The organism is Schumannella luteola (assembly GCF_013408685.1).
Classification (GTDB): domain Bacteria; phylum Actinomycetota; class Actinomycetes; order Actinomycetales; family Microbacteriaceae; genus Schumannella; species Schumannella luteola.
In genome coordinates this window covers 1618592-1645172 of the sequence record NZ_JACBZY010000001.1, presented here as the reverse complement: position 1 = coordinate 1645172, position 26581 = coordinate 1618592, and the positions used below count along the sequence as shown (strand labels likewise).

The following is a 26581-nucleotide window of genomic DNA, read 5'->3' as shown; positions in this document are numbered from 1 at the left end:
CGGCGCGATCGTGCGGGGTGCTCGCCGGGGTCGCGCCGGGGGCGCGCGGGATGCGCGCCGGATGCGCGCGTTAGCGTGAGGGGATGACCGAGCGCCCCGTCGCCCTCATCACCGGAGTCGGGCGACGCATCGGCATCGCCGCCGGCATCGCAGCGAAGCTCGCCGCCGACGGCTGGGACATCGGCTTCTGCCATCTGCCCGAGGTGGATGCGCGCTTCGGCGTCGACGGAAGCGAGGCCGAGGCGATCGCCGAGGAGCTGCGCGGGCTCGGCGCGCGGGTGTCACGGCGCGCGGTCGACCTGGGCGACCCGGAGGTGCCGGCGCAGCTGGTCGCGGTGGTCACCGCCGAGCTCGGCGCGCCGACCGCGCTCGTGCTGAGCCACGCCGAGAGCGTCGACTCCGACATCTTCACGACCAGCGTCGAGGCCTTCGACCGGCACCACGCGGTCAACGCGCGGGCGGCGTGGCTGCTCATCCGCGAGTTCGCGCTCGGCATCCCCGCGCGAACGGGAGCGGCGGGCGAGTCCGATGATCTCGGCGCCGGCGCGATCGTCGCGCTCACGAGCCCGCACGTCGCGCACAACCTCGCCTACGGCGCGAGCAAGGGCTCGCTCGACCGCATCGTGGTCGGCGCGGCGACCGAACTGGCGCCCCGCGGCATCCGGGCGAACATCGTCAACCCGGGTCCGATCGACACCGGCTGGATGGATGACGCGATCCGTGCATCCGGAATCACCGCACAGCCCACGGGACGCTTCGGCCGCCCGTCCGACACGGCCGAGCTGGTGTCGTTCCTCGTCTCGCCCGCCTCGGCCTGGATCACCGGCCAGACCATCTTCAGCGACGGCGGCTTCGCGCTGTAGCGCGGGAACGTCTTCGCGTCCCGACCAGAGCCCGCCGGGTCAGGCGTCGGCGCGGTCGATGTCGTCGACGAGCTCGTCGGCGACGAGCAGCTCGCGGCGGAAGTTGCCCGTGCGATAGCCCGCGCGACCGACCATGTGGCCCGAGATCGGCGTCGTCAGCACCTGGAACAGCAGCACAGGCGCGAGGGCGAGCAGCGTCGTCCACTGCCGGTCGTTCACCGCGATGGCCGCGAGCACGAAGGCGAGTCCGAGGATCTGGGGCTTCGTCGCCGCGTGCAGACGGCTCAGCGCATCCGGGTAGCGCAGCAGGCCGATGCCGGCGAGCAGCGAGAGCCCGCCGCCGAGCACGAGGAAGAGCGCGGTGACCGCGTCGAGGATCGTGTCGAGGATGTCGGCGTTCATGCGCGCTCCCCCGTTCCCCTGCCCGTCACTGCGTTCGCAGCGCCAGAGGCGTGCAACGCATCGCGGCGATCCGTGAGCGCGTCGTCGTCGTCGGCTGCCGCATCCGCCGCCGCCTCGGCCGCGTTGCGCTCGGCCTGCTCGCGCTCGAGGCGCTCGCGCTCGGCGCGGTCCTGCTTGGTGACGTAGCGGGCGACGGCGATCGTGCCGAACAGCGCGGTCGCGGCGAGCGCGACGAGCAGCGGGATGGTGCGGGTGTGGCCGTCGAGGATCATCTCGATCCCCAGTCCGAGCATGAGGCAGCTGATGAGCACGTCGGTCGCGATGAGACGGTCGAGGATGCTCGGCCCGCGCACGATGCGGACCACGGCCAGCAGGGCGGTCACGAGCACGAGCGCCCCGGCGACGGCAACGCCGACGGACACGAGATCGATTCCCGGGGTCATCGCGAGTCCTCCTGATCCGAGGAGCTGCTCTTCGGCGCGATCTCCTCCGGCACGATCCCCTCCGGCTGGGTCGCCGGCGACGCATCGACGGCGCACACGCGCTCGACGTCGCGCTTCGACCCGACCGCCATGACGACGCGGCGCTCCATGCGCAGGGCCTGGCGGCGCACCCGCTCGACGCCCGCCTCATCCGTCACGCCGATCGCGTGCAGGAAGATCTTCGAGCGCGCCCGGTCGACCTCGATCACGATCGAGCCCGGCACGAGCGACACGGCGATCGAGGTCAGCGTGAGCACGAAGTCGCTCGAGGTGCGCAGGTTGACCTCGACGACGGCGTTGCCGCGCACACCGTGACGGCTGAGGGCGAGGCGCGCGATCTGCACCGAGGCCGCGACGAGCTCGCCGGCGACGGCGCCGATCAGCACGAGCAGACGCCACGGGTTGAAGCGGCCGGACAGCTCGACCGGCGGCAGCCAGAAGGTGCGGCCGACGATCACGGCGACGATCGCGCCCGTGACGAGGCCGAGCACGCTGACGTCGCGCCAGAGGGCGATCCAGAGCAGCACGAGGGCGACGAGCAGCGGCAGCTGCTGCACCAGGATCCAGCGCTTGCGCGGGGCGGCGCCGTTCGCCGAGCCGATGGCTCCGGCGTCAGCGTCGGTCGCGAGCACGGCGCGGTCGACGGCGCCAGTCGAGGTGGATGCCGCGACGGATGCAGAGCCGGCCCCCGATCCGCGCGAGTCAGGTCGACGCGGGTTCTCAGCCATGCGATCCCCCCTCCGTCGCGGTGCCGTCGCCGATTCCGGGCACCCCGTCGGGGAACACGGCCGAGATGTAGCTCGAGCTCTCGAGGCTCTGCCCGGCGCGCTCGGCGAGCTCGTAGAGCGGGCCGGCGCCGATCGTCAGGGCGACGGAGACGAGCACCATGCCCGCGGTCGCGCCGACGAGCAGGGTCGGGGCCGCGCCGCGGCGCCTGCCCTGCGTCGACGGATGAGCGGCGACGGCGCGGCGGGCGTCGTCGCGGGTCGGCACGGCGCGATCAGCGGCGGCCGCGCTGGTCGGCGACTCGGGTCCGGTCGACGAGGGCGAACCGGGGCCGGCGGCCCGCACGACTCCGGTCGGCGCCGCGGCGGTCGAGGACGGCGAGGATGCCGTCGCACTCGACGCGCGCGCGCGCCGCCACCCGGCCGCACGACCTCGACGACGTTCGTCTGCGCATCCACCGCCGTCAGCGACAGCGCACCCGAGTCGGTGCCCGGCTCGCCGGATCCCGCCGCGATCGGCTCGGGTCGCGGCCGCCAGAACGCGAGGCTCCAGGCGCGGATGAGCGCGTAGAGCGTGAGCAGCGAGACGAGCGCGCCGACGCCGATGCCGACCCAGGCGAGCGGCGTGCCGTTCTCGGCGCCCGCCTGGAACAGCCCGAGCTTGCCGAGGAACCCGGAGAACGGCGGGATGCCGCCGAGGTTGAGCGCCGGGATGAAGAACAGCACGGCGACGAGCGGCGAGGCCTGTAGCAGTCCGCCGAGCCTGCGCAGCGAGGTCGTACCTCCGATGCGCTCCACGAGTCCGGTCGCGAGGAACAGGGTCGTCTGCACGACGATGTGATGCACGATGTAGTAGATCGTCGCGGCGGTGCCGACGGCCGAGCCGAGCCCGACGCCGAACACGAGATAGCCGATGTGGCTGACCAGCGTGAACGACAGCATGCGTTTGAGGTCGGTCTGCGCGATCGCGCCGAGGATGCCGACGAGCATCGTCAGCGAGGCGACGACGAGCAGCACGGCGTTGAGCTCCGGCCCCGGGAAGAGCAGCGTCTCGGTGCGGATGATCGCGTAGACGCCGATCTTGGTCAGCAGTCCGGCGAACACGGCCGTGACCGGTGCGGGGGCGGTCGGGTACGAGTCGGGCAGCCAGAACGACAGCGGGAACACGGCCGACTTCACCCCGAAGCCGAGCAGCAGCATGACGTGCAGCACGATCTGCGTGCCCTCGGGCAGCTCGGCGATGCGCAGCGCGAGGTGCGCGAGGTTCACGGTGCCGGTCGCGCCGTAGAGCATCGCGATCGAGGTGAGGAACAGCATCGACGACACCAGACTGACCACGATGTAGGTCTGCCCGACGCGGATGCGCGACTCCGAGCCGCCGAGGGTGATCAGCACGTAGCTGGCCACCAGCACGATCTCGAACCCGACGTAGAGGTTGAACAGGTCGCCCGCGATGAAGGCCGTGAACACCCCCGCGGCGAGGATGAGATAGCTCGGGTAGTAGATCGACACGGGCGTCTCGTCGTGCCCGTCGGCGAGGCCCTGCCCCACCGAGAACAGCAGCACCGCGAGCAGCACGATCGCCGAGACGGCGACGAGCAGTGCCGACAGCCGGTCGACGACGAGGGCGATGCCGAAGGGCGCCGCCCACCCGCCGACCTGCATCACGAGCGTGCCGTGCAGGTCGACGACGACGAGCAGCACGCCGCCGAGCACGGCGACGCCGGCGAGCACCGCGACGGCGATGAGGCGCTGGATGCGCGGACGCCCGGCGAGCGTCAGCGTGATCGCGGCGCCGAGCAGCGGGGCCAGGACGACGAGGGGCACAAGCGAGGTCATCGGGTCGTCCCTTCAGTCGTCGTGGATCGGGAGTCGGAGGCGGAGCCGTCAGGCTCGTGGCCGGCAGAGTCGAGGCCGTCGCCGTCGTCCGGCTCACCTTCTTCGTCGGAGTCGGGCACGGCATCCGCCCCGCCCGTCTCGTCGGCGAACTCGCTGTCGCCGGCCCTGGTGTCGCCGTCGATCTCCTCTTCGGGAACACCCTCGGTGCGCACGGCGACGTCGGCCTCGTCGACCTCGACCTCGTCGGGGCGCCCCAGCTTCCACGAGCGGTAGATGAGCGCGAGCAGGAACGCCGAGACTCCGAAGGTGATGACGATCGCGGTGAGCGCGAGGGCCTGCGGCAGCGGGTCGGTGGTCGCGCCGCCGGCGCCGTCGGCGATCGGGGCGCCGCCGGGCACGCCCGCCATCGACAGGATCAGCAGGTTCGTCGCGTTGCCGACGAGCAGGAAGCCCAGCAGCACGCGGGTCATGCTCTTCTCGAGCATGAGGTAGACGCCGCAGGCGAAGAGCACGGCCATCGTGATCAGCAGCACGAGCGAGAGACTCACGAGCGCACCCCCTCGGCGGTCGGGCCGGCGTTCGACGACGACACGGCGGATGCGGCATCCGGCTCCGGCAGGTCGCTCGCCGCAGCGGCGCCCGGGTCGTCGCCCTCCCCCTGCGCGACCTCGTACTGCCGGTCGACCTCGGCGCCGAGGCTGCGCAGAACGTCGAGCGCGAGTCCGATCACGACGAGGTAGACGCCGACGTCGAAGAAGGTCGAGGTGACGAACTCGAGGTGACCGAGCACGGGCACCTCGGCCTCGAACCAGGTCGAGGTGAGCGCGTCGGCGCCGAGGAACAGCGGAACAGCGGCGGTGCCGGCGGCGAAGATCATGCCGAGGCCGAGCACGCGCCCGGCGTCGAAGGGCGCGGCCGCGGCGAGCTCCTCGCGGCCGCCGGCGAGGTAGCGGCCGACGAGAGCGAGGCCGACGACGAGGCCGCCGGCGAAGCCGCCGCCCGGCGCGTTGTGCCCGGCGAAGAGCAGGTAGACCGAGAACACGACGAGCGCGTGGAACACCAGACGCACGACGACCTCGAGCAGGATCGAGCGGTTGCGCTCGCCGAGGGTGCGGCCGGCGAGCAGCCAGGCGCTGCGGCCGGGCTCCCAGCCGGGCGCGGCCGCGGCGGTGGCACGGCGCTCGCGCAGGGCGTCGCGCTGCTCGCGGCGACCGGGGCGGCGCAGGCGGTCTTCGCGGGTGCGCACGAAGACGAGGCTCGCGACGCCGGTCGCGGCGGCGATGAGCACCGAGAGCTCGCCCATCGTGTCCCAGCCGCGCAGGTCGACGAGGGCGACGTTGACGACGTTCTTGCCGTGGCCGAAGGTGACGGCGAGGTCGGCCCAGTCGACCGAGACGGGGGATGCGGTGCGCGCCGCCGTCACGACGACCGCGACGACCGCCATGAGCACGCCGACGGCGATGCCGATGATCGCGCGCACGACCGGCATGGCGCTGCCGTTGCGCTCGCCGAGCCGCGCGGGCAGGCGTCGCAGCACGAGCACGACGGCGACGAGGGTGACGGTCTCGACGAGCAGCTGGGTCAGCGCGAGGTCGGGGGCGCCCTGCAGCGCGAAGAGCGCGGTCATGCCGGTTCCGGTGACGCCGACGAGCACGACCGCGGTGAAGCGCTTCTGGGCCCGCGCGGCGGCGATCGCGGCGACGATCATGAGCGCGCTGACGGCGACCTGGGCCCAGCCGTCGGCGAGGCGAAGCTCGGGGATGCGCGCGCCCGAGGCGACGACGGCGGTGCCGACGGCGCCGATCGCGACGACGAAGATCACCCCGAGATAGAAGGGCAGCGAACCCCGCTGGGTGGCGCCCGTGACGCGGGCGGCCACGACATCCACCCCGTGCATCGCGGCGCCGTAGGCCCGCGGCGCGAGGCTCTCGCCGGGGGCGTCGGCGGTGCGGCGGCCGACGAGCAGGAACAGCGCGACGCCGAGCACGAGCGTCAAGGCCGAGAGTCCGAGCGCGGGCTCGAGCCCGTGCCAGAGCGCCAGGTGGTAGTGCGCTTCGCCGTGCGAGGAGGCGTCGGCGCCCGCCCGGTTCAGCACGGGGTCGATCAACCCCGAGAGCGGGCCGAGGGCGAGCCCGACCGCGGCCAGCAGCACGGGCGGCGCGAGGAAGCGGGCGTCCGGATGCGCGACCGGCTTGCACTCGGCGACGCCGGGCTTGCGGGCGAAGGCGCCCCAGAGGAAGCGCAGGCCGTAGGCGAGGGTGAGCGCCGACCCGGCCACGACGACCACGAGCACGGCGACGAGCGAGCCGTCGTCGTGGGCGCCCTCGATGAGCCCGGTCAGCACGGTCTCCTTGGCCACGAAGCCGAGCGCCGGCGGCAACCCGGCCATCGACAGCACCGCGGCGAGCGCCGTGATCGCGAGCACCGGGCGCCGACGGCCGAGACCCGAGAGCTTGCGCAGATCGCGGGTGCCGTGATCGTGGTCGATGATGCCGACGGTCAGGAACAGGGTCGACTTGAACAGCGCGTGGCTGAGCAGCAGGGCGACCGCGCCGAGCGCCGCGATCGGGGTGTCGACCACGGCCATCGCCGTGAGGAAGCCGAGCTGCGAGACCGTGCCGTGCGCGAGCACGAGCTTGAGGTCGCTGTGCCGCAGCGCGGTGAGCCCGCCGAGCAGCATCGTCGCGAGACCCAGGACGAGCAGCGTCTCGCGCCAGCCGGGCGCATCCGACAGTCCCGGAGTCAGGCGCAGCGCGAGGTACACGCCCGCCTTCACCATCGCCGCGGCGTGCAGGTAGGCGCTGACCGGCGTGGGCGCGGCCATCGCGGCCGGCAGCCAGAAGTGGAAGGGGATGAGCGCCGACTTCGACGCGACGCCCACCACGATCAGCACGGCGGCGACGCCTGCGATCGGGCCGGTGGGGTGCGCCTCGACGACCCCGGCCAGCGAGGAGGTGCCGGTCTCGACCCGCAGCAGCACGAGGCCGACGAGCATCACGAGCCCGCCGAGGGTCGTGACGATGAGCGCCTGCAGCGCCGCGCGGCGGCTCGTCGCCTTCGCGGCGAGGTGCGCGATGAGCAGGTAGCTCAAGACGCTCGTCGCCTCCCAGAACATGAACATCACGAACATGTCGTCGGCGATCACGAGGCCGTACATCGCACCCGCGAATGCGGTCAGCACCCCGGCGAAGCGGCCGAGCGCCGGGGCTGTCGGCGCGAAGTAGCGCGCGCAGTAGAGCAGCACGAGCGCGCCGACGCCGGCGACGATGAGCGCCATCGTGGTCGAGAGCCCGTCGAGGCGCAGCGACAGGTCGACGCCGAGCGCCGGGATCCACGGCACGACCTCGCGCACCGCTCCTCCGGCGACGACCGTGGGGAGCTGGGCGAGTGCGTGGACGAACGCCGCGGTGGGGATGAGCGCCGCGATCGCGAAGGCCGATCGGCCCAGGAGGCGGATGAGAACCGGCATGACGACACCCCCGAGCGCGAATGCGAGCAGGAGCACGGTCATCTGGTCTCCTTCTCGTCGGGTGCCCGGGGCCGAGAACGAGGTCACGGCAGACGGCGAGGGTGTGCTGCTTGGAGTCTACCGGGCGACACCTGTATGCCGCCGGGTGCGGTCGGGGCCAGCACGGAGGGCACCGCCGCCCCGCGTTGTTAGCGTGCGAGGAGAACTCCGCTCACGGTGGCCCCCGACTCCTGAGGATGCGTGCCATGCCGACTCGCGCGATCACCGGCCTCGGCGCCGGAGCTGCCGTCGCCGTCGCCGGCTGCGCTGTCGCGGGGGCGATCGCGATCGGCCAGCACTCCCCCGTCGCCGTCACGGCGAAGGAGGCGAACACCTTCATGGCGCACGTGATCGAGTCGGGCGCGGGCGTCGGCGAGCCGAGCACCGACGCCGTCGCCTTCTGCAACGACTACGCCGACGATCCGAACCGCTGCTCGGAGTCGGTCGCCGCCGCGCAGAGCGACGATCGCGATCCGGGCCTGAAGGAGGTCACGATCAGCACCCGGTCGGCGTCCGACGGACGCGTGATCGTCACCGTCACCGGCCGCGACGACGACGGGGCGAAGGTCGTCTCCGACGTCGAGCTCATCGCCACCGACGCCGGGATCCGCGCGATCGACCCCGTCTACTGGGTGCCGCGCACGATCACGAAGGGCTGAGAGCCGGGGCCGTCTCCGTCCCGGCGGGCGCGGCGACCGCAGTCGAAGCCTTTCCCGCTTCCGCTCTCTCTCCCGACACCGGGATCGCGGCGAGGTCGGTGTCGCATCCGACCAGACCGGATCCCCACCAGCCGCCGTCGGGCCGACCCGGCTCGGGATCGGAGGCGCGGTCGGGGTCGGATGCTGAGTCGTAAGCGCGCTCCTCGGCCAGCTCGATGACGTGATCCAGTCGGTCGCGCGCCTGCACGAGGCGGTCGATCTGCTCGGCGATGCGGTCGCGGTCGGCGCGGAGCCGCGCGCGCTGGGCCCGCGTGGTGCGGCCCGAGTGCGTGCACGGCAGCAGCTCGCGGATGCTCGAGCTGGTCATGCCGGCCGCGAACAGCTGCTGGATGAACGCGACCCGCGCCGGATCGAGCGCGTCGAACTCGCGCTGGCCACCCGGGGTGCGGTCGGGGGCGATGAGCCCCTGCTCCTCGTAGTAGCGCAGCGAGCGCACGCTCGCGCCGGTCGCCGCGGAGAGATCGCCGATGCGCATGGATGCGTTCCTTCCTCGCTGGTGCGGTCTGGGATGCGAGTGATGGTCGAGGTGCCGACGCGGTCGTCGAGACGCCCGCTTGCACCTCACATTGATGTCAGGTCTTACGGTAACCCGGCGCGTCATCCGCGCGCTCGCATCGACAGCCCCGCCCACCGGCGGCGGCAGCAAGGAGAACCATGAAGATCGACGGAACCGTCGCCCTCGTCACCGGCGCGAACCGCGGCATCGGCCGCCGGCTCGCCGAGCAGCTGCGGGAGCGCGGCGCCGCGGTGTGGGCGGCCGCGCGCCGCCCCGAGACGATCGACCTCGAGGGCGTGCGCCCGCTGCGCCTCGACATCACCGATGCCGAGCAGGTCGTCGCCGCGGCGGCCGAGGCCGGCGACGTGCAGCTGCTGATCAACAACGCCGGGATCGCGACCCGACAGGACCTGATCGCCGGCGACCTCGACCTGGTGCGGCTCGAGATGGAGACCCACTACTTCGGCACGCTGAGCATGGCGCGCGCCTTCGCTCCCGTGCTCGCCGCGAACGGCGGCGGCGCGATCGCGAACGTGCTCTCGGCGCTGTCGTGGTTCAGCACCCCGGGCGCCGGCGCCTACGCGCCCGCGAAGGCGGCCGAGTGGGCGCTCACCGCCGGCATCCGCCTCGAGCTGGCCGCGCAGGGCACACAGGTCACCGGCATCCACCTGGGTGCCGCCGACACCGACATCATGGCCGGCTACGAAGGGCCGATGGTCGACCCGGCGGAGGTCGCCCGCATCGCCCTCGACGGCATCGAGAGAGGCGACATCGAGGTGCTCGTCGACGAGTGGAGCCACCACGTCAAGGGCGCGGTGACCGACCCGGTCGAGTTCTACGCCGAGCAGCTCGCCCAGCTGCGCGGCTGAACAGCTCGCTCAGCCACCCGGCTGAGCTGCGCGGCTGAGCTGCCCGGCTGAGCTGCGCGGCTGAGAGGGGCGCGGGCGTCTACTGCTCGTGCACGTCGCCCTCGCGGAAGGTCGCCAGCGCCGCCAGCGCCGCCGCGACCTCCGCGGGGCCGTCGACGCGGTGCGCCGCGACCGTGTCGCCGCTGCCGCTCTTGAGGCCCAGGTCGTGTGCCTCGAGAGCGGCGAAGGCGTCTTCGTCGGTGACGTCGTCGCCGGCGTAGAACACCGCATCCGCCTTCACGTAGCGCCGCAGGTGCTCGACCGCCTCGCCCTTCGTCGTCGAGCGCACCGAGAACTCGAGCACGTTCTTGCCGTGCCGCACCGTGAGGTTGTCGAGCTCGGCCGCGGTCTCGGTCAGCGCCACCAGGTGGGCCACACGCGAGGCGCGGTCGGAGGCGAGACGCGTGTGCAGGGCGAAGCCGGCCGGCTTCGGCTCGAGCCAGACGTCGTCGAGCGAGTCGGCGACCTCGCCGAGCACCTCGTGCAGCACCTCGACGTCCTCCTGCTCCTGATCGTTGAGAGCGAGGGCGTCGTCGGGGTTGTCGAGTCGCAGCTCGATGCCGTGCGAGCCGACCAGCAGCACGTCGTCGGGAAGATCGGTGACGTGGATGAGGCTGCCGAGCGCCCGCCCGCTGACCATCGCCACGCGCGTGTTCGGCAGGGCGTTGAGCCGCAGCACCGCCGCCCGCGCTTCAGGCAGCGCCCGCGCCTTCTCGGGGTCGTCGACCTCGGGCGCGAGGGTGCCGTCGAAGTCGAGCGCGATGAGCAGGCGGCGCTGGTGCGCGAGCTCGCGCAGCGCCCCGGCGAGCGGGTCGGGAAGCGGGTGCGGATGCGCCGACGCGCGCCCGGTCGCTGCGCGGTCCGGCTCGCGCACCGTCTCCCCTGTGCTCATCGCGGGGCTCCGATCGCGGAGGCTCCCGGGTCGACCCGCGGGGGCGCGGCCTCGTCATGACCGGAGCCGCGGTGCGCTCCCGACGCCGCGTGCGCACCGGAGGCCTCGTGGCCGGGCGGCGCGGTGTCCGGTCCGGGTGCCTGCCCGGCCGAGCGGCGGCTGCCCGACGCGGAGAGCGCCGACAGGTCGTCACCCCGCCGCACGCGACGCAGCGCGTCGAGGAACGTCGCCGACCAGTGCTCGACGTCGTTCTCGCGCACCCGCTTGCGCATGGCGCGCATCCGCCGCCGCCGTTCCTCGCGGGGCATGTCGAGGGCGCCGCGGATGGCGTCCTTGAGCCCGGCGATGTCGTGCGGGTTGATCAGCACGGCCGTGCGCAGCTCGTCGGCGGCGCCGGCGAACTCGCTCAGCACGAGCACCCCGTCGAGGTCGCCGCTGCGGGCGGCGACGTACTCCTTGGCGACGAGGTTCATCCCGTCGCGCAGGGCCGTGACGAGCATGACGTCGGCGGCCAGATAGAGCGCCGCCATCTCCTCCCGCGGGAAGCCGTGGTGCAGGTAGCTGATCGGCTGGTGGCTGATGGTGCCGTAGTCGCCGTTGATGCGTCCGACGGTCAGCTCGACCTCGTCGCGCAGCTGCCGGTAGGTCTCCACGCGCTCACGGCTGGGGCTGGCGACCTGCACGAGCGCGACGTCGCCGACCTCGATGCGGCCGTCGGCCAGCAGCTCGCCGAAGGCCTTCACCCGGTGCCGGATGCCCTTCGTGTAGTCGAGCCGGTCGACGCCGAGCATGATCTTGCGCGGGTTGCCGAGGTCGTGGCGGATCTGCTCCGCCCGCGCCCGCACCTCGGGTCTCTGAGCGAGCTCCTCGAAGCCGGCGGTGTCGATCGAGATCGGGAACGCCTTCGCGAGCACCTGACGCGCGCCGTCGCCGTCGGGCACGTTCACGATCGAGCCCTTCGTCGAGTAGGGCAGCAGGCGCCGCACCGCGCGGGTGAAGTTGCCGGCGTCGGCGACGCGCTGGAAGCCGATCACATCCGCGCCGAGCAGACCCTCGATGATCTGCGTGCGCCACGGCAGCTGCGAGTAGATGCCGTAGGCGGGGAAGGGGATGTGGTTGAAGAAGCCGATCGTCAGATCGGGCCGGGCCTCGCGCAGCATGCGCGGCACGAGCTGCAGCTGGTAGTCCTGCACCCAGACCGTCGCGTCGGGCGCGGCGGCGGCGATGGCCGCATCCGCGAAGCGCCGGTTGACGCTGAGGTAGCTGTCCCACCACAGGCGGTGGTAGCTCGGCGGCGCGATGACGTCGTGGTACAGCGGCCAGAGGGTGTCGTTGCTGAAGCCCTCGTAGTACCTCTCGATGTCGGACTCGCTGAGGTCGATCGGGATGATGCGGATGCCGTCGTGTTCGAAGGGCTCGAGACCGAGATCGGGCTGACCGCCCCAGCCGACCCAGGCACCGCCGGCCGAGCGCATGACGGGCTCGAGCGCGGTGACCAGGCCGCCGGGCGACTGCGACCAGGTAGGTTCCCCGTCGGGTCCGACCGTGCGGTCGACGGGGAGGCGATTCGACACGACGACGAGATGGGATCTGTCGTCAGGCACGAGCCCAGGCTATCGGCGCGCGTTCGGCGGGCTCTCGGGTTGACAGTCGAGTGCCAGGGTGCGGGCTCGCTCAGCCCGCCGTCGTCAGACGAGGATCGCGAGCGTCGCCAGCACGACCGTGAGCGGCGCGACGATCAGCCCGAGCAGGGCGTAGCGCCGCCACGAGATCTCGACGCCCATCGACGTCAGGCGCGAATGCCAGAGCAGGGTCGCGAGCGACGCCCACGGCGTGATGAGCGGCCCCGCGTTGACCCCGACGAGCAGCGCCGCGATGCGGTGCGGGCTCTCGGCGAGCGGCTCGAGCAGCAGATAGGCGGGGAGGTTGTCGATCGCGTTCGCGCCGACGCCGGCCGTGCCCGCGAGCCGCAGCAGGGCGAGCGGGCCCTCTCCTCCGCCGACGAGCTGAGCCAGCATCCCCGTCAGGCCGAGCGCGTGTCCGGTCTCGACGACGAGGAAGAGGCCGGAGGCGAGCACGACCAGCTGCCACGGGATGAGCGCGAAGCGCAGCACCCGACGGCGGCGCACGGCGAACAGCACCCCGAGCACGAGGGCTCCGGCGCAGGCCGGCATCCATACCGGCAGACCCGAGACGAGCAGCGGCAGCAGCGCCGCCACCGTGATCGCCGAGGCACGGAAGAGCACCTTGTCGCCGATCGGCTCGGGCGTTCCCGGCTGATAGCGGCGCAGCAGGTCGCGGCGGTAGATCAGGAATAGCACCGCGCACGGCACGAGCACCGCGACGAGCGCCGGCAGCGCCATCATCGCGGCGAAGGATGCGGCCTGCATTCCGCCGAGAGCATGTTCGGCCAGCAGGTTGGTCAGGTTCGACACCGGCAGCAGCAGCGATCCCGTGTTCGCCAGCCACACCGTCGTGAGCGCGAAGGGCAGCGGCGGCAGGCCGTTGTGACGGGCGAGCTGCACGACGACGGGCGTCAGCAGCACGGCCGTCGTGTCGAGCGAGAGGAACACCGTGCTGATCACAGCGAGCAGCACGACGAAGATCCAGAGCAGCCAGGCGCGGTGGGCGCCCCAGCGGGCCGTGCGCTCGGCGATCGCGGTGAACAGGCCGGCCTCGGCGGCGAGCTCGGTGACGACCGTGATCGCCACGACGAACAGCAGGATGGGCCAGGTGCGGTCGGCGACGGCGAGCGCCTCGGAGAAGGGCAGGAGCCCCGTCGCGACGGCCACGACGCCGAGCACGAGCAGGACGGCGCCGATGATCGCGGTGCGCAACCGTGGTTCCTTCCGCCACCACGACCATCGGGGCTGGCGCTTCACTGTAGACCCTGGGAACACGCCTCCCGCGCCGGGTAGCGTTGGCCGCACTGCTGAGGAGGCGGAATGCGCAAGTACCTGCTGAACACGAGCGTGCTGAGCTCGCTCTTCGGGGCCTTCGGCCTCGTCCAGACCACCCGCAAGGGCCCCAAGGACTGGCGCCTCGCGCTGATGTGGATCAGCTGGGCCATGACCGTCGCGATCGCGGTCGGCACCGTCATCGAAGACAACCGCGAGCTGGAGCTGGAGGACTGATGAATCCGCTCATCCCCGGCGGCGGCCCGGGCTTCGGTCACGGCTACGGTCTGCACTTCATCGGCTTCGGCCTCTGGGCCGCGTTCCTGCTCTTCGTGTTCGCGGTGATCGTGATCCTGCTCGTGCTGCTGGTCCGCTTCCTCGTGGTCGGCACCCGTGCAGCACAGCTCTACCTCGACCGGCACGAGCCGAAAGCGCCGGCGCCCGCACCCGGTCCGGTCGGCGGACCCGGTCAGCCGACCGCGGCCGCTCCGGCTCCCGACTGGACGCCGACCGCTCCCCCGGCGGATGTGGCAGCCGCTGCCGGCGCTGCGAGCGCTGAGGGGTCTCCCGCGGCTCCCACGGGGTCGAGCGCGGGCGGCGCCCCCACGGCCACGGCGCCGAGCGCCTCGGTGACCCCGCACACGATCGCGGCTCCCGCCGGCATCGCCGAGGAGTCGAACGTCACCGGGCCCATCGCGCCGGTGGTCGCCGACAGCGGCACGACGTCGGCGGGCTCCTCGAGCGCCGCGACGACGAGCGCCTCGACCGCGGCGACCGACGAGGATGCGGCCGGAACCGCCGCCGACGACCTCGCCGTCGACGCCGCGGACCGCGCGGGAACCGCGGACACCGCCGTGCTGCCGACGCCGAAGTCGGCCGTCAGCCACGCCAACGCCGGAAGCACCGGAACCGAGACGGCCGCGACCACGGGCGCCGCCGCGAAGCCGGCCCGCAAGCCCGCCGCGGGCCGGTCGAGCGCGTCGAAGAGCACGGCCACCGGATCGACCGGAACGCGCCGGGCCTCGTCCAGCGCCGGCGCGACGAGCGGCTCGACGCCCAAGCCCGCCGCGAAGCCGCGCACCCCGCGCACGCCGAAGACCCCGCCGGCAGGCGACGCCGAGTGAGTTCAGCGGGGATCGCCGCGGCGGTCCCCGCACTCGCGGACTAGCCCCGGGCTGAGCGGGCGCGGCGGTGCTCGGCGGCCGCATCCACCAGTCCGCGGAAGACCCGCAGATCGCCGATCTGCTCGGGATGCCACTGCACGGCGACCCCGAAGGCGTCGCCCTCGAGCTCGATCGCCTGAACGACCTGCTCGGTCGCCCCGGCGCCGGCCGACACGGCCGTCACCCGCAGCCCGTCGCCGAGCCGGTCGACCGCCTGATGGTGGTAGCTGCGCACATCCACGCTCGCCGCACCCTCGTAGAGCCCCGCGATGCGGGAGCCGTCGACCGGCGCGGCCTCGTTGATCGCGAAGACGCCGGCGTCGCCGCTGTAGCGGGTGTCGCCGTCGAGGGCGTCGGGCAGGTGCTGCAGCAGGGTGCCGCCCTGGTGCACGTTGAGCAGCTGCAGGCCGCGGCAGATGCCGAGGAAGGGCAGCTCGGCCGCGATCGCCGCCGTGAGCAGCGCATCCTCCCAGTCATCGCGGTCGTCGCGCGGCGCATCCGTGTGCGCGCCCGCCGGCTGGCCGTAGCGCGCCGGGTCGACGTCGTAGCCTCCCGTGACGAGCAGCCCGTCGAGGCTCGCGATCGTCGCCGCGGCGACCTCCGCATCCACCGGCTGCGGCGGCAGCAGCACGGCGATCCCGCCCGCGTCGATGACGGAGCGCAGGTAGGTCTCGGGCAGGTAGGCGGCCGGCAGATCCCAGATGCCCGAGCGGATGGGCTCGAGGTAGGTCGTGATGCCGATGACGGGGCGGGCGGAGCTCACGCGCTCATCCAAGCACCGCGTGCGTTTCGCGCGTGTTGCGGCGCGAGGGCGGCGTCACACGGGTCGAACCGCCCGGATGTGCGTCATTTCGAGCAGTGTCGGCGAGCGGCCTAGAAGCAGGTCTCGACGAAGCCCACGACCCGCGGCTTCTTCGCGTTCGCGTCGTCGACGACCGGCAGCACGCGCCAGCGGTCGAAGCCGCCGCAGGGGTGCGAGATGCCGAGCCGCACGACGTCGCCGGGCTTCAGCGCGCTGTCCTCCGGCACGCGCAGGTAGGCGTGCTGGTCGTCGAGGCGGAACACCTCGTGACCGGCGAGCGACGTGCCGTCGACGGCGACCGCCACCGGGAATCCGAGGTCGCCGGGCACGTCGCGCTTGCCGGCATCCAGGATCACGAGGCCCTTCTCCGGGCGCGAGATGACGCGGCTCCAGAGGCGCAGGGCCGGGCGCAGCGGATCCTCGACGCCCGACTGCGGGCCGAGCGGCGACTGTGCGCCCCAGACGCCGTCGTCCTGGGCGACGAACGATCCGGCGCGCAGCACGATGCGGGCGCGGTCCTTGAGCGGGGCGAACACCTCGGCGGCCACGTCGAACCAGATCGAACCGCCGACCGTGATCACGGGCGGACGGTCGGCGTCCCACAGCTCGAAGGACTCGATGGTCTCGAACAGCTCGATCAGGCGGGCGTAGTAGGCGCGCACCTTCGCCTCGGACTCGGGGCTGCGGTCGGCGACCAGCGAGCCCTCGTAGCCGGCGAGTCCGTGCAGGCGCACGCGGCTCTCGCGCGCGGCGGCCCAGGCGAGGGCGAGGGCCTCGTCGGAGCTGCGGCGTCCGGTGCGTCCGCCCTGCTCGCCCAGCTCGATCAGCACATCCACGGGGCGGTCGCCGCGGGTCGCGGTGAGCACCTCGAGGCCCTCCTGCGAGTCGAGGAAGCACGAGAACCGGAAGCCGGCGTCGTCGTCGAGCTCGCGGGCCAGCCAGGTCGCGGCCGCGGGGTCGAGCAGCTCGCTCGCCAGCAGCACCTGGCGCACACCCTCGCTGCGGGCGAGCTGCGCCTGCCACGGGGTCGCGACCGAGATCGCGGTCGCGCCCGCCTCGGTCAGGTGCCGCCAGAGGCGCGGCGACATCGTCGTCTTGCCGTGCGGGGCGAACTCGACGCCCTGCTCCTTCGCCCACTGGGCGAAGCGGCGGATGTTGTGTCCCTCGGCGCTCTCGTCGAGCGCGAGCACCGGCGTCGTGAACTCGTCGATGCGGTGGCGCTCGCCGGCGATCTCGGCGGCGGAGCGGTTCCAGAAGCGCGGCGGGATGGACTTGGTGCGGGCGCTGAGGCGGAGGTCAGTCACGGCATCCACGCTACCTTCCGAGCAGGGTCGGCCCGGTGCTGCGACGCGGTGCGATCCGGCGCGGCGGGGCGACGGGCCCGCGCGGCCCGCGTGCCGAGCGGACGCGCGGCGGACGCGCGGCGGCCGCCCGGCGGCCCCCGGCTACGCTCGCCGGGTGAGTGACGAGAGCGCGGCCCGCGCGGGCGACGACGCCGGTACCGAGTCGGCCGACGGAGCGACGGGTGTCGGCGCATCCGGCGCCGGCGCGATCCGCCGTCCGCGCTCCCGCGCCGCGCGGATCGTGCGCCGCGTCGGCTTCGCCGCGCTCGCAGCCGGTCTCGTCGCGCTGCTCGGCTTCGTGATCTGGGCGCTCGACCCGATGCGCGCCGAGCCGAAGCCGCTCGCCGCCCTCGACGACGACACGAGCATCGTCGTCACCCGCAGCGACGCGGGCGTGGTGCTCATCCCGAAGCAGGGCGCGACCGGAGCCGGGCTCGTCATGCTGCCCGGCGCTCGAGTCGAGCCGGCCGCCTACGCCGCCAAGCTGCGCGGGCTCGCCGACGCGGGCGTCGTGGTCGTCATCCCCTCGGTGGCCCTGAACTTCGCACTCTTCGACACGCGCGGCTTCAGCGACCTGACCCAGGTGGCGGATGCCGCGGGCGCGACCCAGGTGCAGCGCTGGTACGTCGGCGGGCACTCGCTCGGCGGCGTGCGCGCCTGCCAACTGGTGGCCGACGACCGTGCGAGCGGACGGAACGCGATCGCCGGGCTCGTGCTCTTCGGCTCGTACTGCGCCGCCGACATCTCCAGCACCGACGCGAAGGTGCTGAGCCTGAGCGGTTCCCGCGACGGGCTCAGCACGCCCGCGAAGGTGCAGGCGGCCCGGCACCTGCTGCCGGCGAGCGCGACGTTCGTCGAGATCCGCGGCGCCGACCACGCCTCCTTCGGCGACTACGGCGAGCAGCCCGGCGACAAACCGGCCAGCGCATCCGATCGCAAGGTCACGAGCACGCTGACGCAGCAGATCCTCGCGCTCATGCAGGGCTGAGCGGCCGCCCGGGCGCCGCGCCCCGGCACCGGCCGGGCGTGCCGCCGCCGTCAGCCCTCGTGCGGCGTCGCCCGCTGCGCGCGGGAGGCGGCGCGGAACGCCGGGTGCACGAGCAGGAAGACGAGCACCAGCACGAGCACCGCGATCGCCACGACGATCGGCAGCGGACCCCACACGCCGTAGAGCGCGGTGCCGAGGGTCGGCGTGATGACGAAGGTCAGGGCGGTGGTGGATGCGGTGAGCCCGGCCAGCCCGCCCTGCTCGCGCTTCGAGACGAGCAGCGTCGGCCCGACCGTGTAGCCGACCATCGCGAGGCCCAGCCCGAGGCCGAGCGCCGCGTTGGCGACGACGAACAGCGGCAGCCCGAGATCGAAGGGCAGGCTGACGAACCCGGCGAGCGCGATCGCGACGCCGACGATCAGCAGGGTGCGCGGGCTCCAGCTGACCCGGCGCGCGATGATCGCCTGCGCGAGCACCATGCCGATCCCGGCAGCGAGCAGCGAACCGCCGGTCACGGTCGCCGCGATGTTCGGGTCGAGGTGGAAGCGGTCCTGCACGAGGAAGCCGACGAGGATCTGGATGAGCCCGAGCGCGGTGAACGCGCCGAAGCCGGCCAGCAGGAACGGCCAGACGCGCCGGTCGCGAGCGCTGACCTTCGGCAGGTCGGCGATGAGCTCGTGCCGGGTCTCGCGCCGCAGCCGGGTCACGACCAGGAGAGCGCCGACCAGAACCAGCCCGGGGATGATCCAGATCGGCACCAGCAGCCCGAACGCGGCGAGCGCGCCGCCCGCCGCCGCGCCGAGCACCATCGCGAGTCCCTGCATCGCGCCGAGTCCGCCGAGCCCGCGCCGGCGCTGCTCCTCGGTCTCGGTCGTGTCGGCGATGTAGGCCTGCGCGGTCGGCATCGCGGCCGAGACCATGAAGCCGTAGAGCAGTCCGCGCACGATCACCAGCAGCACGAAGAGCACGGTCGTCGGCAGGGCGCGCAGCACCCCGAGCTGGGCGAGCACGGCGAACAGCAGCAGCGCGGTCGCCCCGCCGAACATCGAGATCGCGAGCACCGGCCTGCGGCCCCAGGAGACAGAGCGACGGCCCCAGAAGCTGCTGCCGACGACGACCGTGATCGCCGAGATGCTGACCATCAGCCCGATCTGCCACTCGGCGAGGCCGATCTGCCGGGCGAGCGGCGCGACGAGCGGATTCAGCATCATCTGGCCGAGGTAGAGCACGAGCACCGAGCCGAGCACGAGGCCGATCTGGGGCTTCGGGCGGGAGGCGAATGCGCTGTCGGATGCGGGCGCAGCGGATGCGGCGTCGGAGGCGTCGCCGGGTTCGCCGAGCGGCAGGGAGGCGGTGGATGTCATGGGTTCCTCTCGCGGTGGGCGGCAGCGTTCCGCGCTGCCTGGGCGGCCGGCGCTTAATTATGCAATGCCTCTCGCAAAATAGAAACGGGATGCCAGAATGAGCGCGTGACACCCGCCGGCCGCCCGCGCAGCATCGACACCGCCGCGCTCACCGCGGCCGTGCTGGCGCAGCTGGCCGAGCATCCCGCCGCCGGTGAGATCCGGGTCGTCGACGTCGCCCGTCGGCTCGAGGTCAACCCGGCGACCGTCTACCGCGCGATCGACGCACCCGACGACCTCACGCGCCTCGCCCTCGACGACGTGCTGCGCGACATCCATCCGCCCGAGCTCGACGGCGACGACTGGCGCAGCTACCTCGACGACCTCACCTGGCAGTTCTGGCACGCCCTGCGGGCTCGACCCGGCGTCGCGAGCCTGCCGCCGATCGTGCCGATGGGGCATCCGCCGCTGCTCGAGATCTTCGGTGCCGCGCTCGCCACGCTCGAGCACTGCGGATTCAGCGCGCTCGACTCCGCCCTCGCCGTCGACATGGTCATCGACCTCGCCATCGACAGCACCCGCAGTCGAGAGCAGCTGGCGGCGCGCATCCACGAGACCCGCCGCGTCGCCGACGACCAGTGGATGGCGGCCATGCCGCGCGTGACCCGCGACGCCTTCGTCGAGGCGATCAGCGGAGACCCCTCACGCTGGTTCGGCCGCAAGCTGCAGGTCGCGCTCGACGGGATCGGCCACGTGCTCGGGGATGGAGATGCCGGAGCCGGTCGTCAGAAACGAGATGCGGGCTGATCGAGGGAGTGGTCGGGGCAGGGTCGGCCGGTGCGGCAGCAGCAGATCGCCGCGTCGTCGGGTGGTCGACTCGCGACTGGCCGTCGGGACTCGACCCCCGTCCCGCCGATGACCCGGCGCGCATCCTCGCTGACGCGTTCTTGACCGTGCCCCAGGGTCATGGTCTGTACTGCTGACACGAACCCGTCGCATGCGCACCGCGGTCGGGCTCGACGGCCGGACGGGACGGACGTACGCGATGACCGAGGAGGCACGCCGCATGGCCTGGAGCACGCGACAGCTCGCCGAGCTGGCCGGCACGACCGTCAAGGCCGTGCGGCACTATCACCGCATCGGCCTGCTCGATGAGCCCGAGCGGCTCGCGAACGGCTACAAGCAGTACCAGACGGTGCATCTGGTGCGGCTGCTGCAGATCCGGCGGATGAGCGACCTCGGCATCCCCCTCGCCCAGATCGCGGAACTGAGCCGGGCCGACGAGAACCCGGCCGACGCCGTGCGGATGCTCGACGCCGAGATCGACGCCACCATCGAACGACTTCAGCGTGTGCGAGCCGAGCTCGCGGTGGTGCTCGAGTACCGGGCACCGCTCGAGCTGCCGGCCGCGTTCGGCACGGTCGCAGACCAGCTCGATGAGCGCTGGTCGCGGATCTTGACCGTGCTCAGCACGGTGCTCGATGAGCAGCAGCTCGACGACCTGCGTCACCTCATCGCCGCCGACGACGGGCCCGAGGACGACGGCGGGTTCGGCGTCGAGTTCGCCGAGCTGGCCGCCGACGCCGACGCCACCACCCGCGAGCGGCTGGCCCGGCTGATGGCGGCGAGCATCCGGGCGGACCAGGGCCGGTTCCCCTGGCTCAGCGACCCGATCGGAGCGTCGCCCCGCCGCTCGCGGGTGGCCGAGGAGGCCATCTCCGCGGCGTTCCTCGAGGCGTTCAATCCGGCGCAGCTGCTCGTGCTCGCGCGGGCGGATGCGCTGGCGCGCGAGGGGGCGGATGCGGCGGTCCAGGACGGCGTGACTGCGTCGCCGCGCGGCGCGAGCGCCGGCATGTGAGGTACGAGCCCGACGACAGTCAGATCCCGTTGACACGGGGTGTCTCGCCGAGCCGGTGCGCCTGCGTCGATGTCGGTGGAATGTGCATCTGATCTGCGATTCGTGTGCGCGCTCGTGTACCGGTGAATGTCGGTGGCGGATGTCACAGTGCAGGTATGGAGAAGCCCACGACGACACCGCTCAGCACCGGCGCGACGCCGACTGCTGACGGAGTCGTCGCCGGGACCGTGACGCTGACCGGCCTGGTCGGCGAGGCGGAGGTCGCACTCGCGACTCTGACCGCGGGTCAGGTCGCGGAGGTGCGGATGCTCGCCCGCGCCGGGCAGCTCGCCGAAGCCGAAGCAGCCGGCGCACCCGCGAACGTGCGCGCCCACGACATGGCGCTCCGGTCGATCGCGGCCGAGATCGGCGGAGTACTCCGCTCGCCCGACCGGACCATTCAGCGGCGGATCGGCGAGGCCCGCGAGATCGTCGAGTTCTACCCGGCCGCCCTGTCGGCATGGGAACACGGCTTCATCACCCGCGGCCACGTCGCCGTGATCGTCGACGCCGGACGGATCGTCCCAGTCGATCGGCGGGGAGAGTTCGAGCGGGAGGCGATCGAGCGCAGTCTCTTCGATACCCCGAACCGGGTTCGCGCCAGCCTGGAGCTCTACGCCGAGAAGCTCACCGAGCGCACCTCCACCGAACGCCACGAAGACGCCACCCGTGCTCGGGCCGTGCGCCTGATCTCAGGCAGGGATGGGATGTGCGACGTGATCGCGACCGTCCCCACGGTCATCGGCGACGGCATCCTGGATCGGCTGACGCGGATGGCGCACGCAGTGCAGGACACCGCCGACCCGTCCGGGACGAGATCGCACGAAGCTCCGGCGCGGGAGATCTCCGACCGCCGCACGGCCGACCAGATCCGCGCGGACGTGTTCGCGGATCTGCTCCTCGCCGGCACACCCGCGCTCGATCCGACCGCGTTCGGTGACGGGCCCGGTGCGCTGGGCGCCATCCGCGCGCAGGTGCAGGTGACCGTCTCCGCATTGACCCTGCTCGGCGATGACGAGAACCCGGCCGACCTGATCGGGCGTTCGCCGATCGATACCGGTACCGCCCGCTACCTCGCCGGCGACACCAGCTCCTGGACCCGCCTGCTCACTGATCCCGTCGACGGCGCCACGGTTGCGGTCGACCGGTACCGGCCGAGTCTCGATCAGCGCCGCCACCTGCGCGCCCGTGACCTGCACTGCCGCTTCCCCGGATGCCGGATTGCGGCGATCCGCTGCGAACTCGACCACACCATCGATGCCGCCCTCGGCGGCCCGACAAACCTGACCAACCTCGCCCACCTGTGCCAGCGACATCACTCGATGAAGCAGTTCACCGCCTGGAGAGTGGAACAGCATGCCGGTGGGCTTCTCGAATGGACCTCCCCGACCGGGCGCACCTACCGCGAAGACGCACCCGCTCCAGCGGTCGCCTTCGTGCCACTCGAACACCCGATCCGCCACCTCCACGATGCCCGCGATCGGCAGCGCGACCGGGGCGATCCGTCTGAACCGGTCGCCGGCTCGCCCTGTCCTCCGCCGCCCCGAGCAGGAGTTCCCGACGACCTTCTCGAGTACCTCGACCCCGCGCCCTTCTAAAGACTGAACGCGCGGCGCGTCAAGCGGCGGCGACCTCCGCGAGCCACTGGCGCGGCGAGCATCCCAGCCGCTGGCTGAACACCCGCGAGAGCGCGGAGACGCTCGCGTAGCCGAGCTGGAGCGCGACCGACTGCACCGACGATCCGGCCCGCAGCCGCTGCTGCGCGAGCGTCAGCCGCCACTCGATCAGGTAGTCGTTCGGCGGCTGCCCGACCGTCGCGCGGAAGCGCTCCGCGAAGGCGCTGCGCGAGAGCCCGGCGGTGCGCGCCATCTGCTCCAGCGTCCACGGGGCGCCCGGGTTCTCGTGCAGCGCGACGAGCGTCGCCGTCAGCCGCTCATCACCGAGCCCGAGCAGCAGCCCCGGCGGCAGCGCCATCTCGCCGCTGTTGTCGAGGATCCAGCGCAGCAGGCGGATGAGCACGACCTCGAACAGGCGATCGGCGACGAGCCGGCTGCCGCAGCCCACCTCATCCACCTCGGCGAACAGCAGCTCCAGCGCCGGCGCGAGCGTGCCGACGGCATCGAGCGGCAGCACGACCAGCGACGGCAGTGTGCGCACGAGCGGATGCGTCGCGCCGCCCTCGAAGTCGACAGCGGCGCAGGCGAAGTCCGAGTCGTCGGTCGGGGCGTTATGGAAGGAGTGCTCGAGCGGACGCGGATAGAACACGAGGCTCGGCCGGTCGACGACGGTGCGCCGCATCCGCCCGTCCGGCTCCTGATGGGTGACCTCCATCTCGCCCTCGCGCAGCACATGCAGGAACCCACGGCCCGGCTGAGCGGCGAAGGTCGTGACCCCGCACAGCGGCCCGGTGTGGAACAGCTTCGTGCGCACGCGGAAGTGCTCGAGCAGCGCCGCGAGCCGATCCGGCGCCGCGACGACCGGCTCGGCGAGTGCGGAATCGGACACGAGTGCTCCTGAGCGACGGGGCCGGATGAGCGGCCGGGCGACGGCCCGACTGACAAGGCCGGACGAATGGGCAACTAATGCGGATGCATTGCGCCCGATCATCCTGCCACGAACCGGATGCTGGTCTCACTCCCCCGCAGAACCCGCGGCGCGGAGCACGAACAGAACGCCCGATCCCCGGACTCGAACCTCCGCCGGACCCACGGCATCCACTCACCAAGGAGAACCCCATGACCCACGTCGCCCTCGTCGAGCGCGAGACCGCCACCGGCACCGTCAAGGAGCAGCTCGACCAGATCAACGCCGCCTTCGGCGCCGTGCCGGCGATGTTCCGCGCCGTCGCCAACTCGCCCGCCGCGCTCACCAGCATGTGGGGCTCGTTCGGCGCCTTCGGCGGCGGCAAGCTCGGCGCCGCGATCGGCGAGCAGCTCGCCGTCGCCGTCGCCGACCGCAACCGCTGCGAGTACTGCCTCGCCGCGCACACCGCCCTCGGCCGCAAGGCGGGCGTCAGCCGCGAGGCCCTCGCGAGCGCCCAGGCGGGTCAGTCGGACGACCCGAAGATCGCCGCCCTGCTCACCTTCGCCCTGAAGCTCGTCGACGACCACGGCCAGATTCAGGCGAGCGACGTGGATGCGGTGCGCGCCGCCGGCTGGAGCGACGAGGAGATCGTCGAGACCATCGGCCAGGTCGCGCTCAACATCTTCACGAACTACGTGAACGTCGCCCTCGGCACCCCGGTCGACTTCCCGTCGATCCCGTTCCGCAGCGGCACCGCCGCCTGAGCCGAGCGCCCGCGTCGCGCCCTCCGCCGCGACGCGGGCATCGACGTCGCAGCGCGCATCCGCAGCCCCCGGATCGACGCTCCCTGGATGCGCCCCCTCGCCGGTGCCACGCTCGAGGCATGACCGAGATCCCCGCCGCCATCCAGCGCTTCATCGACACCACCAACGCCGCCGACAGCGACGCCTTCGTCGCGAACTTCACCGACGACGCCTACCTCGAGGACTGGGGCCGCGGCTTCCACGGCCACGACGGCGCCCGCTCATGGGACGCCTCCGACAACATCGGCAAGCGCTCGCACTTCGCGCTCGTCGACGCCGAGCAGCAGGGCGACGACTGGATCGTCACCGTCACGGTCACCGGCGACGGCTACAACGGCACCAGCCCGATCCGCTTCACCGTCGACGGCGACCGGATCTCGCGGATGCTCATCACGCCCTGACGCTCGACGCCCGCTGACCGACGCCCGACCGTGGTCGCGCATCCCCGCTGATGAAAGCTCAGCGGCGGGTTACAGTGAGCCGTCTGCGCAGTGAAAGGCTCCTCCCGCACATGCCCGCCCCGGCCTGGTATCCCGACCCCGTCGATCCGCACCTGATCCGCCTCTGGGACGGCGAGCGCTGGACCGGGCAGACCCGACCGCGGCCGGTCGTGACGGCCCCGGTTGCGACGGAGCAGTATGCACCGGCTCAGGGCGCACCCGCCCAGGTCGCACCTGCCCAGCCCTCGCCCGCGCTCGCCTCGCCGCCGCCGACCGCGTCCCCGTCGTCGCAGGGCTGGGTGCCGCCGAGCGGATACGTGCCACCGCGTGCGGCGCCGCCGCCGCAGCACGCCTCTCAGCAGTACGCCTCGCAGCAGTACGCGCCGCAGCCGCCGGCGTCCCCTTCTCCGTACGCGACGCCGGCCGGCCCGCCCCTGCCGTCGTACCCGCAACAGCACCTGCCGCAGCAGTACCCGCCGCAGAACCTCGCACCTCAGCTCTACGCACCGCAGCCCTACCCGGCACAGCGATCCTTCGCTCCGCAGCAGCCGTACGCCCCGCATCCGGCGTACGCGCCGTATCCGCCCTACCTGCAGCCGCAGCGCCCGCCCGCGCGGGTGCAGTCGGGCATGCCCACCTGGGGCAAGGTGCTGCTCGGCGTCGGCGGAGGCGGTCTCGGCCTGCTCGCGCTGCTGCTGATCGTGGTGATCGCCGCCGGCGCGATCCTGCGCGGGTCCGCCGACTCCGCCTCGGGTTCCGGCACCGCAGCGCCGCGCACGCCGAAGGAGGCGATCGCGCTCTTCGATCAGAAGCGCGCCGACCTGGTCGCCTACCTCGACGAGCACCGCTACGGCTACGAGCTCGTCCGCAGCCAGGCGAGCCTCGATCGCGCGACGTCCGAGGTCGACGACGAGCGCTCCTCGTCCAGCCCGCGACTGTGGATGATCACCTCGTCGATCAGCGTCGTCGACGACCTCGCGGCCGAGATCGCCGAGGAGGTGGCCGACTGGGAGACGACTTACGCGCCGAAGGCGGCGAACATGGTCAACACGACCGGCAGCCCCGCCGAGGCCGCGCTCGACCGCATCAGCGGTGGCATCGCCGAGTTCGAGTTCAGCGACGCCACCTGCGGCAACGGCACCGACGGCACCCAGGCCTGCGTCTCATCCCGCTGGCCGACGAAGGTCATGGCGCCCACCGTCTACCGCGCCGCCGCGACCGCCGGGCAGGACACCTGGGATGACGTGATGGTGCACGAGTTCTCGCACGTGCTGCAGAACCGCGTCGACGACCGGATGAAGGCCGACCCCGACTTCACCCGCCTGTTCACCGACCAGGCCGGGCAGATGCCCGACTGGATGGCGGGCCTCAGCTGGGAGTACGAGGCCTCGGCCGAGTGCATGTCGCTCGTGCAGAAGCCCGATTACCGCATCAACTACCCGGTGACCTGCACCCCGGAGATGCTCGCGGTGGCGAAGAAGATCGTCGACATGACGATCTGACCCGGCCGGCATCCCGGACGCCGATGCCGCGGGGTTGACACCGTCA

General features: G+C 72.6%; 27 protein-coding genes. 12 read left to right on the top strand and 15 right to left on the bottom strand.

The genetic code is table 11. The annotated features are described in order from the left end of the window. Window positions 1–83: 83 nt before the first annotated feature. Entirely contained in the window at window positions 84–863 is a 780-nt protein-coding gene (locus BJ979_RS07310; protein WP_179566661.1) for an SDR family oxidoreductase, read from the top strand. 39 nt (window positions 864–902) lie between these two features. Here BJ979_RS07310 and mnhG read toward each other — a convergent pair whose 3' ends face one another. From mnhG to BJ979_RS07275, 7 genes are read right to left on the bottom strand one after another with little or no spacing between them, the layout of a single operon-like run. Next, window positions 903–1265: a monovalent cation/H(+) antiporter subunit G gene (mnhG, locus tag BJ979_RS07305; protein WP_179566659.1), complete on the bottom strand. Its 363-nt coding sequence runs from the start codon at window positions 1263–1265 to the stop codon at window positions 903–905. Then, on the bottom strand, window positions 1262–1708 hold the full coding sequence (locus tag BJ979_RS07300) for an MrpF/PhaF family protein (RefSeq protein ID WP_218853460.1): 447 nt from the start codon (window positions 1706–1708) through the stop codon (window positions 1262–1264). Before BJ979_RS07300 ends, mnhG begins: the two co-directional genes overlap by 4 nt. After that, complete coding sequence (locus BJ979_RS07295; RefSeq protein ID WP_179566657.1) at window positions 1705–2475, bottom strand: Na+/H+ antiporter subunit E; 771 nt, start codon at window positions 2473–2475, stop codon at window positions 1705–1707. Before BJ979_RS07295 ends, BJ979_RS07300 begins: the two co-directional genes overlap by 4 nt. Continuing rightward, complete coding sequence (locus BJ979_RS07290) at window positions 2468–2635, bottom strand: hypothetical protein (RefSeq protein ID WP_179566655.1); 168 nt, start codon at window positions 2633–2635, stop codon at window positions 2468–2470. The genes BJ979_RS07295 and BJ979_RS07290 overlap by 8 nt, the downstream gene beginning before the upstream one ends. Then, window positions 2611–4311: a Na+/H+ antiporter subunit D gene (locus BJ979_RS07285; protein WP_179566653.1), complete on the bottom strand. Its 1701-nt coding sequence runs from the start codon at window positions 4309–4311 to the stop codon at window positions 2611–2613. The genes BJ979_RS07290 and BJ979_RS07285 overlap by 25 nt, the downstream gene beginning before the upstream one ends. After that, window positions 4308–4859: a Na(+)/H(+) antiporter subunit C gene (locus tag BJ979_RS07280; RefSeq protein ID WP_179566651.1), complete on the bottom strand. Its 552-nt coding sequence runs from the start codon at window positions 4857–4859 to the stop codon at window positions 4308–4310. Before BJ979_RS07280 ends, BJ979_RS07285 begins: the two co-directional genes overlap by 4 nt. After that, entirely contained in the window at window positions 4856–7822 is a 2967-nt protein-coding gene (locus BJ979_RS07275) for a Na+/H+ antiporter subunit A (RefSeq protein ID WP_179566649.1), read from the bottom strand. Before BJ979_RS07275 ends, BJ979_RS07280 begins: the two co-directional genes overlap by 4 nt. A 203-nt stretch (window positions 7823–8025) precedes the next feature. On the opposite strand from BJ979_RS07275, the gene BJ979_RS07270 reads away from it, so the two are divergent. After that, window positions 8026–8478: a hypothetical protein gene (locus BJ979_RS07270; protein WP_179566647.1), complete on the top strand. Its 453-nt coding sequence runs from the start codon at window positions 8026–8028 to the stop codon at window positions 8476–8478. Here BJ979_RS07270 and BJ979_RS07265 read toward each other — a convergent pair. Then, window positions 8465–9013 (bottom strand): MerR family transcriptional regulator, encoded by a 549-nt coding sequence (locus BJ979_RS07265; protein WP_179566645.1) that lies wholly within the window; start codon window positions 9011–9013, stop codon window positions 8465–8467. The two genes, BJ979_RS07270 and BJ979_RS07265, sit on opposite strands and share 14 nt — an antisense overlap. Before the next feature lie 179 nt (window positions 9014–9192). Between BJ979_RS07265 and BJ979_RS07260 the strand changes: the two genes are divergently transcribed. Beyond that, complete coding sequence (locus BJ979_RS07260) at window positions 9193–9903, top strand: SDR family oxidoreductase (RefSeq protein WP_179566643.1); 711 nt, start codon at window positions 9193–9195, stop codon at window positions 9901–9903. Window positions 9904–9982: 79 nt separating this feature from the next. On the opposite strand, the gene otsB is transcribed toward BJ979_RS07260, so the two are convergent. The 3 genes from otsB to BJ979_RS07245 form a co-directional block, all read right to left on the bottom strand. Further along, the gene (otsB, locus tag BJ979_RS07255) at window positions 9983–10834 is read right to left on the bottom strand and encodes a trehalose-phosphatase (RefSeq protein ID WP_179566641.1); all 852 of its coding nucleotides are present in this window, start codon (window positions 10832–10834) and stop codon (window positions 9983–9985) included. Further along, on the bottom strand, window positions 10831–12438 hold the full coding sequence (gene otsA, locus BJ979_RS07250; RefSeq protein WP_343046628.1) for an alpha,alpha-trehalose-phosphate synthase (UDP-forming): 1608 nt from the start codon (window positions 12436–12438) through the stop codon (window positions 10831–10833). Before otsA ends, otsB begins: the two co-directional genes overlap by 4 nt. A gap of 84 nt (window positions 12439–12522) precedes the next feature. Continuing rightward, the gene (locus BJ979_RS07245) at window positions 12523–13671 is read right to left on the bottom strand and encodes an SLC13 family permease (protein WP_179566632.1); all 1149 of its coding nucleotides are present in this window, start codon (window positions 13669–13671) and stop codon (window positions 12523–12525) included. A gap of 108 nt (window positions 13672–13779) precedes the next feature. Here BJ979_RS07245 and BJ979_RS07240 point away from each other — a divergent pair, with 108 nt between their 5' ends. Together BJ979_RS07240 and BJ979_RS07235 are read left to right on the top strand one after the other, a co-directional pair. Then, on the top strand, window positions 13780–13968 hold the full coding sequence (locus tag BJ979_RS07240) for a hypothetical protein (RefSeq protein WP_179566630.1): 189 nt from the start codon (window positions 13780–13782) through the stop codon (window positions 13966–13968). Next, window positions 13968–14855 carry a hypothetical protein gene (locus BJ979_RS07235; RefSeq protein ID WP_179566628.1) on the top strand — a complete coding sequence of 296 codons (888 nt, stop codon included), beginning with the start codon at window positions 13968–13970 and terminating at the stop codon, window positions 14853–14855. The genes BJ979_RS07240 and BJ979_RS07235 overlap by 1 nt, the downstream gene beginning before the upstream one ends. Before the next feature lie 40 nt (window positions 14856–14895). Here the strand turns inward: BJ979_RS07235 and BJ979_RS07230 are convergent, their stop codons facing one another. Both BJ979_RS07230 and BJ979_RS18115 read right to left on the bottom strand, forming a co-directional pair. Next, window positions 14896–15657 (bottom strand): gamma-glutamyl-gamma-aminobutyrate hydrolase family protein, encoded by a 762-nt coding sequence (locus BJ979_RS07230; protein WP_179566626.1) that lies wholly within the window; start codon window positions 15655–15657, stop codon window positions 14896–14898. Between the two features lie 110 nt (window positions 15658–15767). Continuing rightward, on the bottom strand, window positions 15768–17000 hold the full coding sequence (locus BJ979_RS18115) for an alanine racemase (RefSeq protein WP_179566624.1): 1233 nt from the start codon (window positions 16998–17000) through the stop codon (window positions 15768–15770). Between the two features lie 154 nt (window positions 17001–17154). Here BJ979_RS18115 and BJ979_RS07220 point away from each other — a divergent pair, with 154 nt between their 5' ends. Further along, entirely contained in the window at window positions 17155–18027 is an 873-nt protein-coding gene (locus BJ979_RS07220) for an alpha/beta hydrolase (RefSeq protein WP_343046627.1), read from the top strand. Between the two features lie 50 nt (window positions 18028–18077). Here BJ979_RS07220 and BJ979_RS07215 read toward each other — a convergent pair whose 3' ends face one another. Further along, the gene (locus tag BJ979_RS07215) at window positions 18078–19391 is read right to left on the bottom strand and encodes an MFS transporter (RefSeq protein ID WP_179566622.1); all 1314 of its coding nucleotides are present in this window, start codon (window positions 19389–19391) and stop codon (window positions 18078–18080) included. Between the two features lie 105 nt (window positions 19392–19496). Here BJ979_RS07215 and BJ979_RS07210 point away from each other — a divergent pair, with 105 nt between their 5' ends. The 3 genes from BJ979_RS07210 (at window position 19497) to BJ979_RS07200 (ending at window position 22865) form a co-directional block, all read left to right on the top strand. Continuing rightward, entirely contained in the window at window positions 19497–20177 is a 681-nt protein-coding gene (locus tag BJ979_RS07210) for a TetR/AcrR family transcriptional regulator C-terminal domain-containing protein (protein WP_179566620.1), read from the top strand. Window positions 20178–20436: 259 nt separating this feature from the next. Beyond that, a complete protein-coding gene (locus tag BJ979_RS07205; protein ID WP_179566618.1) occupies window positions 20437–21228 on the top strand; it encodes a MerR family transcriptional regulator in 792 nt (263 codons plus the stop codon). 155 nt (window positions 21229–21383) lie between these two features. After that, window positions 21384–22865: an HNH endonuclease signature motif containing protein gene (locus BJ979_RS07200; RefSeq protein ID WP_179566615.1), complete on the top strand. Its 1482-nt coding sequence runs from the start codon at window positions 21384–21386 to the stop codon at window positions 22863–22865. Window positions 22866–22884: 19 nt separating this feature from the next. Here BJ979_RS07200 and BJ979_RS07195 read toward each other — a convergent pair whose 3' ends face one another. Next, complete coding sequence (locus tag BJ979_RS07195; RefSeq protein ID WP_218853458.1) at window positions 22885–23772, bottom strand: cupin domain-containing protein; 888 nt, start codon at window positions 23770–23772, stop codon at window positions 22885–22887. A gap of 230 nt (window positions 23773–24002) precedes the next feature. Here BJ979_RS07195 and BJ979_RS07190 point away from each other — a divergent pair, with 230 nt between their 5' ends. The 3 genes from BJ979_RS07190 (at window position 24003) to BJ979_RS07180 (ending at window position 26535) form a co-directional block, all read left to right on the top strand. Next, window positions 24003–24554: a carboxymuconolactone decarboxylase family protein gene (locus BJ979_RS07190; protein WP_179566611.1), complete on the top strand. Its 552-nt coding sequence runs from the start codon at window positions 24003–24005 to the stop codon at window positions 24552–24554. Between the two features lie 119 nt (window positions 24555–24673). Continuing rightward, a complete protein-coding gene (locus BJ979_RS07185; protein WP_179566609.1) occupies window positions 24674–24994 on the top strand; it encodes a nuclear transport factor 2 family protein in 321 nt (106 codons plus the stop codon). A gap of 110 nt (window positions 24995–25104) precedes the next feature. Further along, entirely contained in the window at window positions 25105–26535 is a 1431-nt protein-coding gene (locus tag BJ979_RS07180; RefSeq protein ID WP_179566607.1) for a DUF2510 domain-containing protein, read from the top strand. Window positions 26536–26581 lie beyond the last annotated feature (46 nt).

Coding starts and splice junctions, on each gene's coding strand:
- BJ979_RS07310 (WP_179566661.1), top strand. CDS start 84: ATGACCGAGCGCCCCGTCGCCCTCATCACCGGAGTCGGGCGACGCATC.
- mnhG (WP_179566659.1), bottom strand. CDS start 1,265: ATGAACGCCGACATCCTCGACACGATCCTCGACGCGGTCACCGCGCTC.
- BJ979_RS07300 (WP_218853460.1), bottom strand. CDS start 1,708: ATGACCCCGGGAATCGATCTCGTGTCCGTCGGCGTTGCCGTCGCCGGG.
- BJ979_RS07295 (WP_179566657.1), bottom strand. CDS start 2,475: ATGGCTGAGAACCCGCGTCGACCTGACTCGCGCGGATCGGGGGCCGGC.
- BJ979_RS07290 (WP_179566655.1), bottom strand. CDS start 2,635: ATGGTGCTCGTCTCCGTCGCCCTGACGATCGGCGCCGGCCCGCTCTAC.
- BJ979_RS07285 (WP_179566653.1), bottom strand. CDS start 4,311: ATGACCTCGCTTGTGCCCCTCGTCGTCCTGGCCCCGCTGCTCGGCGCC.
- BJ979_RS07275 (WP_179566649.1), bottom strand. CDS start 7,822: ATGACCGTGCTCCTGCTCGCATTCGCGCTCGGGGGTGTCGTCATGCCG.
- BJ979_RS07270 (WP_179566647.1), top strand. CDS start 8,026: ATGCCGACTCGCGCGATCACCGGCCTCGGCGCCGGAGCTGCCGTCGCC.
- BJ979_RS07265 (WP_179566645.1), bottom strand. CDS start 9,013: ATGCGCATCGGCGATCTCTCCGCGGCGACCGGCGCGAGCGTGCGCTCG.
- BJ979_RS07260 (WP_179566643.1), top strand. CDS start 9,193: ATGAAGATCGACGGAACCGTCGCCCTCGTCACCGGCGCGAACCGCGGC.
- otsB (WP_179566641.1), bottom strand. CDS start 10,834: ATGAGCACAGGGGAGACGGTGCGCGAGCCGGACCGCGCAGCGACCGGG.
- BJ979_RS07240 (WP_179566630.1), top strand. CDS start 13,780: ATGCGCAAGTACCTGCTGAACACGAGCGTGCTGAGCTCGCTCTTCGGG.
- BJ979_RS07235 (WP_179566628.1), top strand. CDS start 13,968: ATGAATCCGCTCATCCCCGGCGGCGGCCCGGGCTTCGGTCACGGCTAC.
- BJ979_RS07215 (WP_179566622.1), bottom strand. CDS start 19,391: ATGACATCCACCGCCTCCCTGCCGCTCGGCGAACCCGGCGACGCCTCC.
- BJ979_RS07205 (WP_179566618.1), top strand. CDS start 20,437: ATGGCCTGGAGCACGCGACAGCTCGCCGAGCTGGCCGGCACGACCGTC.
- BJ979_RS07200 (WP_179566615.1), top strand. CDS start 21,384: ATGGAGAAGCCCACGACGACACCGCTCAGCACCGGCGCGACGCCGACT.
- BJ979_RS07190 (WP_179566611.1), top strand. CDS start 24,003: ATGACCCACGTCGCCCTCGTCGAGCGCGAGACCGCCACCGGCACCGTC.
- BJ979_RS07185 (WP_179566609.1), top strand. CDS start 24,674: ATGACCGAGATCCCCGCCGCCATCCAGCGCTTCATCGACACCACCAAC.
- BJ979_RS07180 (WP_179566607.1), top strand. CDS start 25,105: ATGCCCGCCCCGGCCTGGTATCCCGACCCCGTCGATCCGCACCTGATC.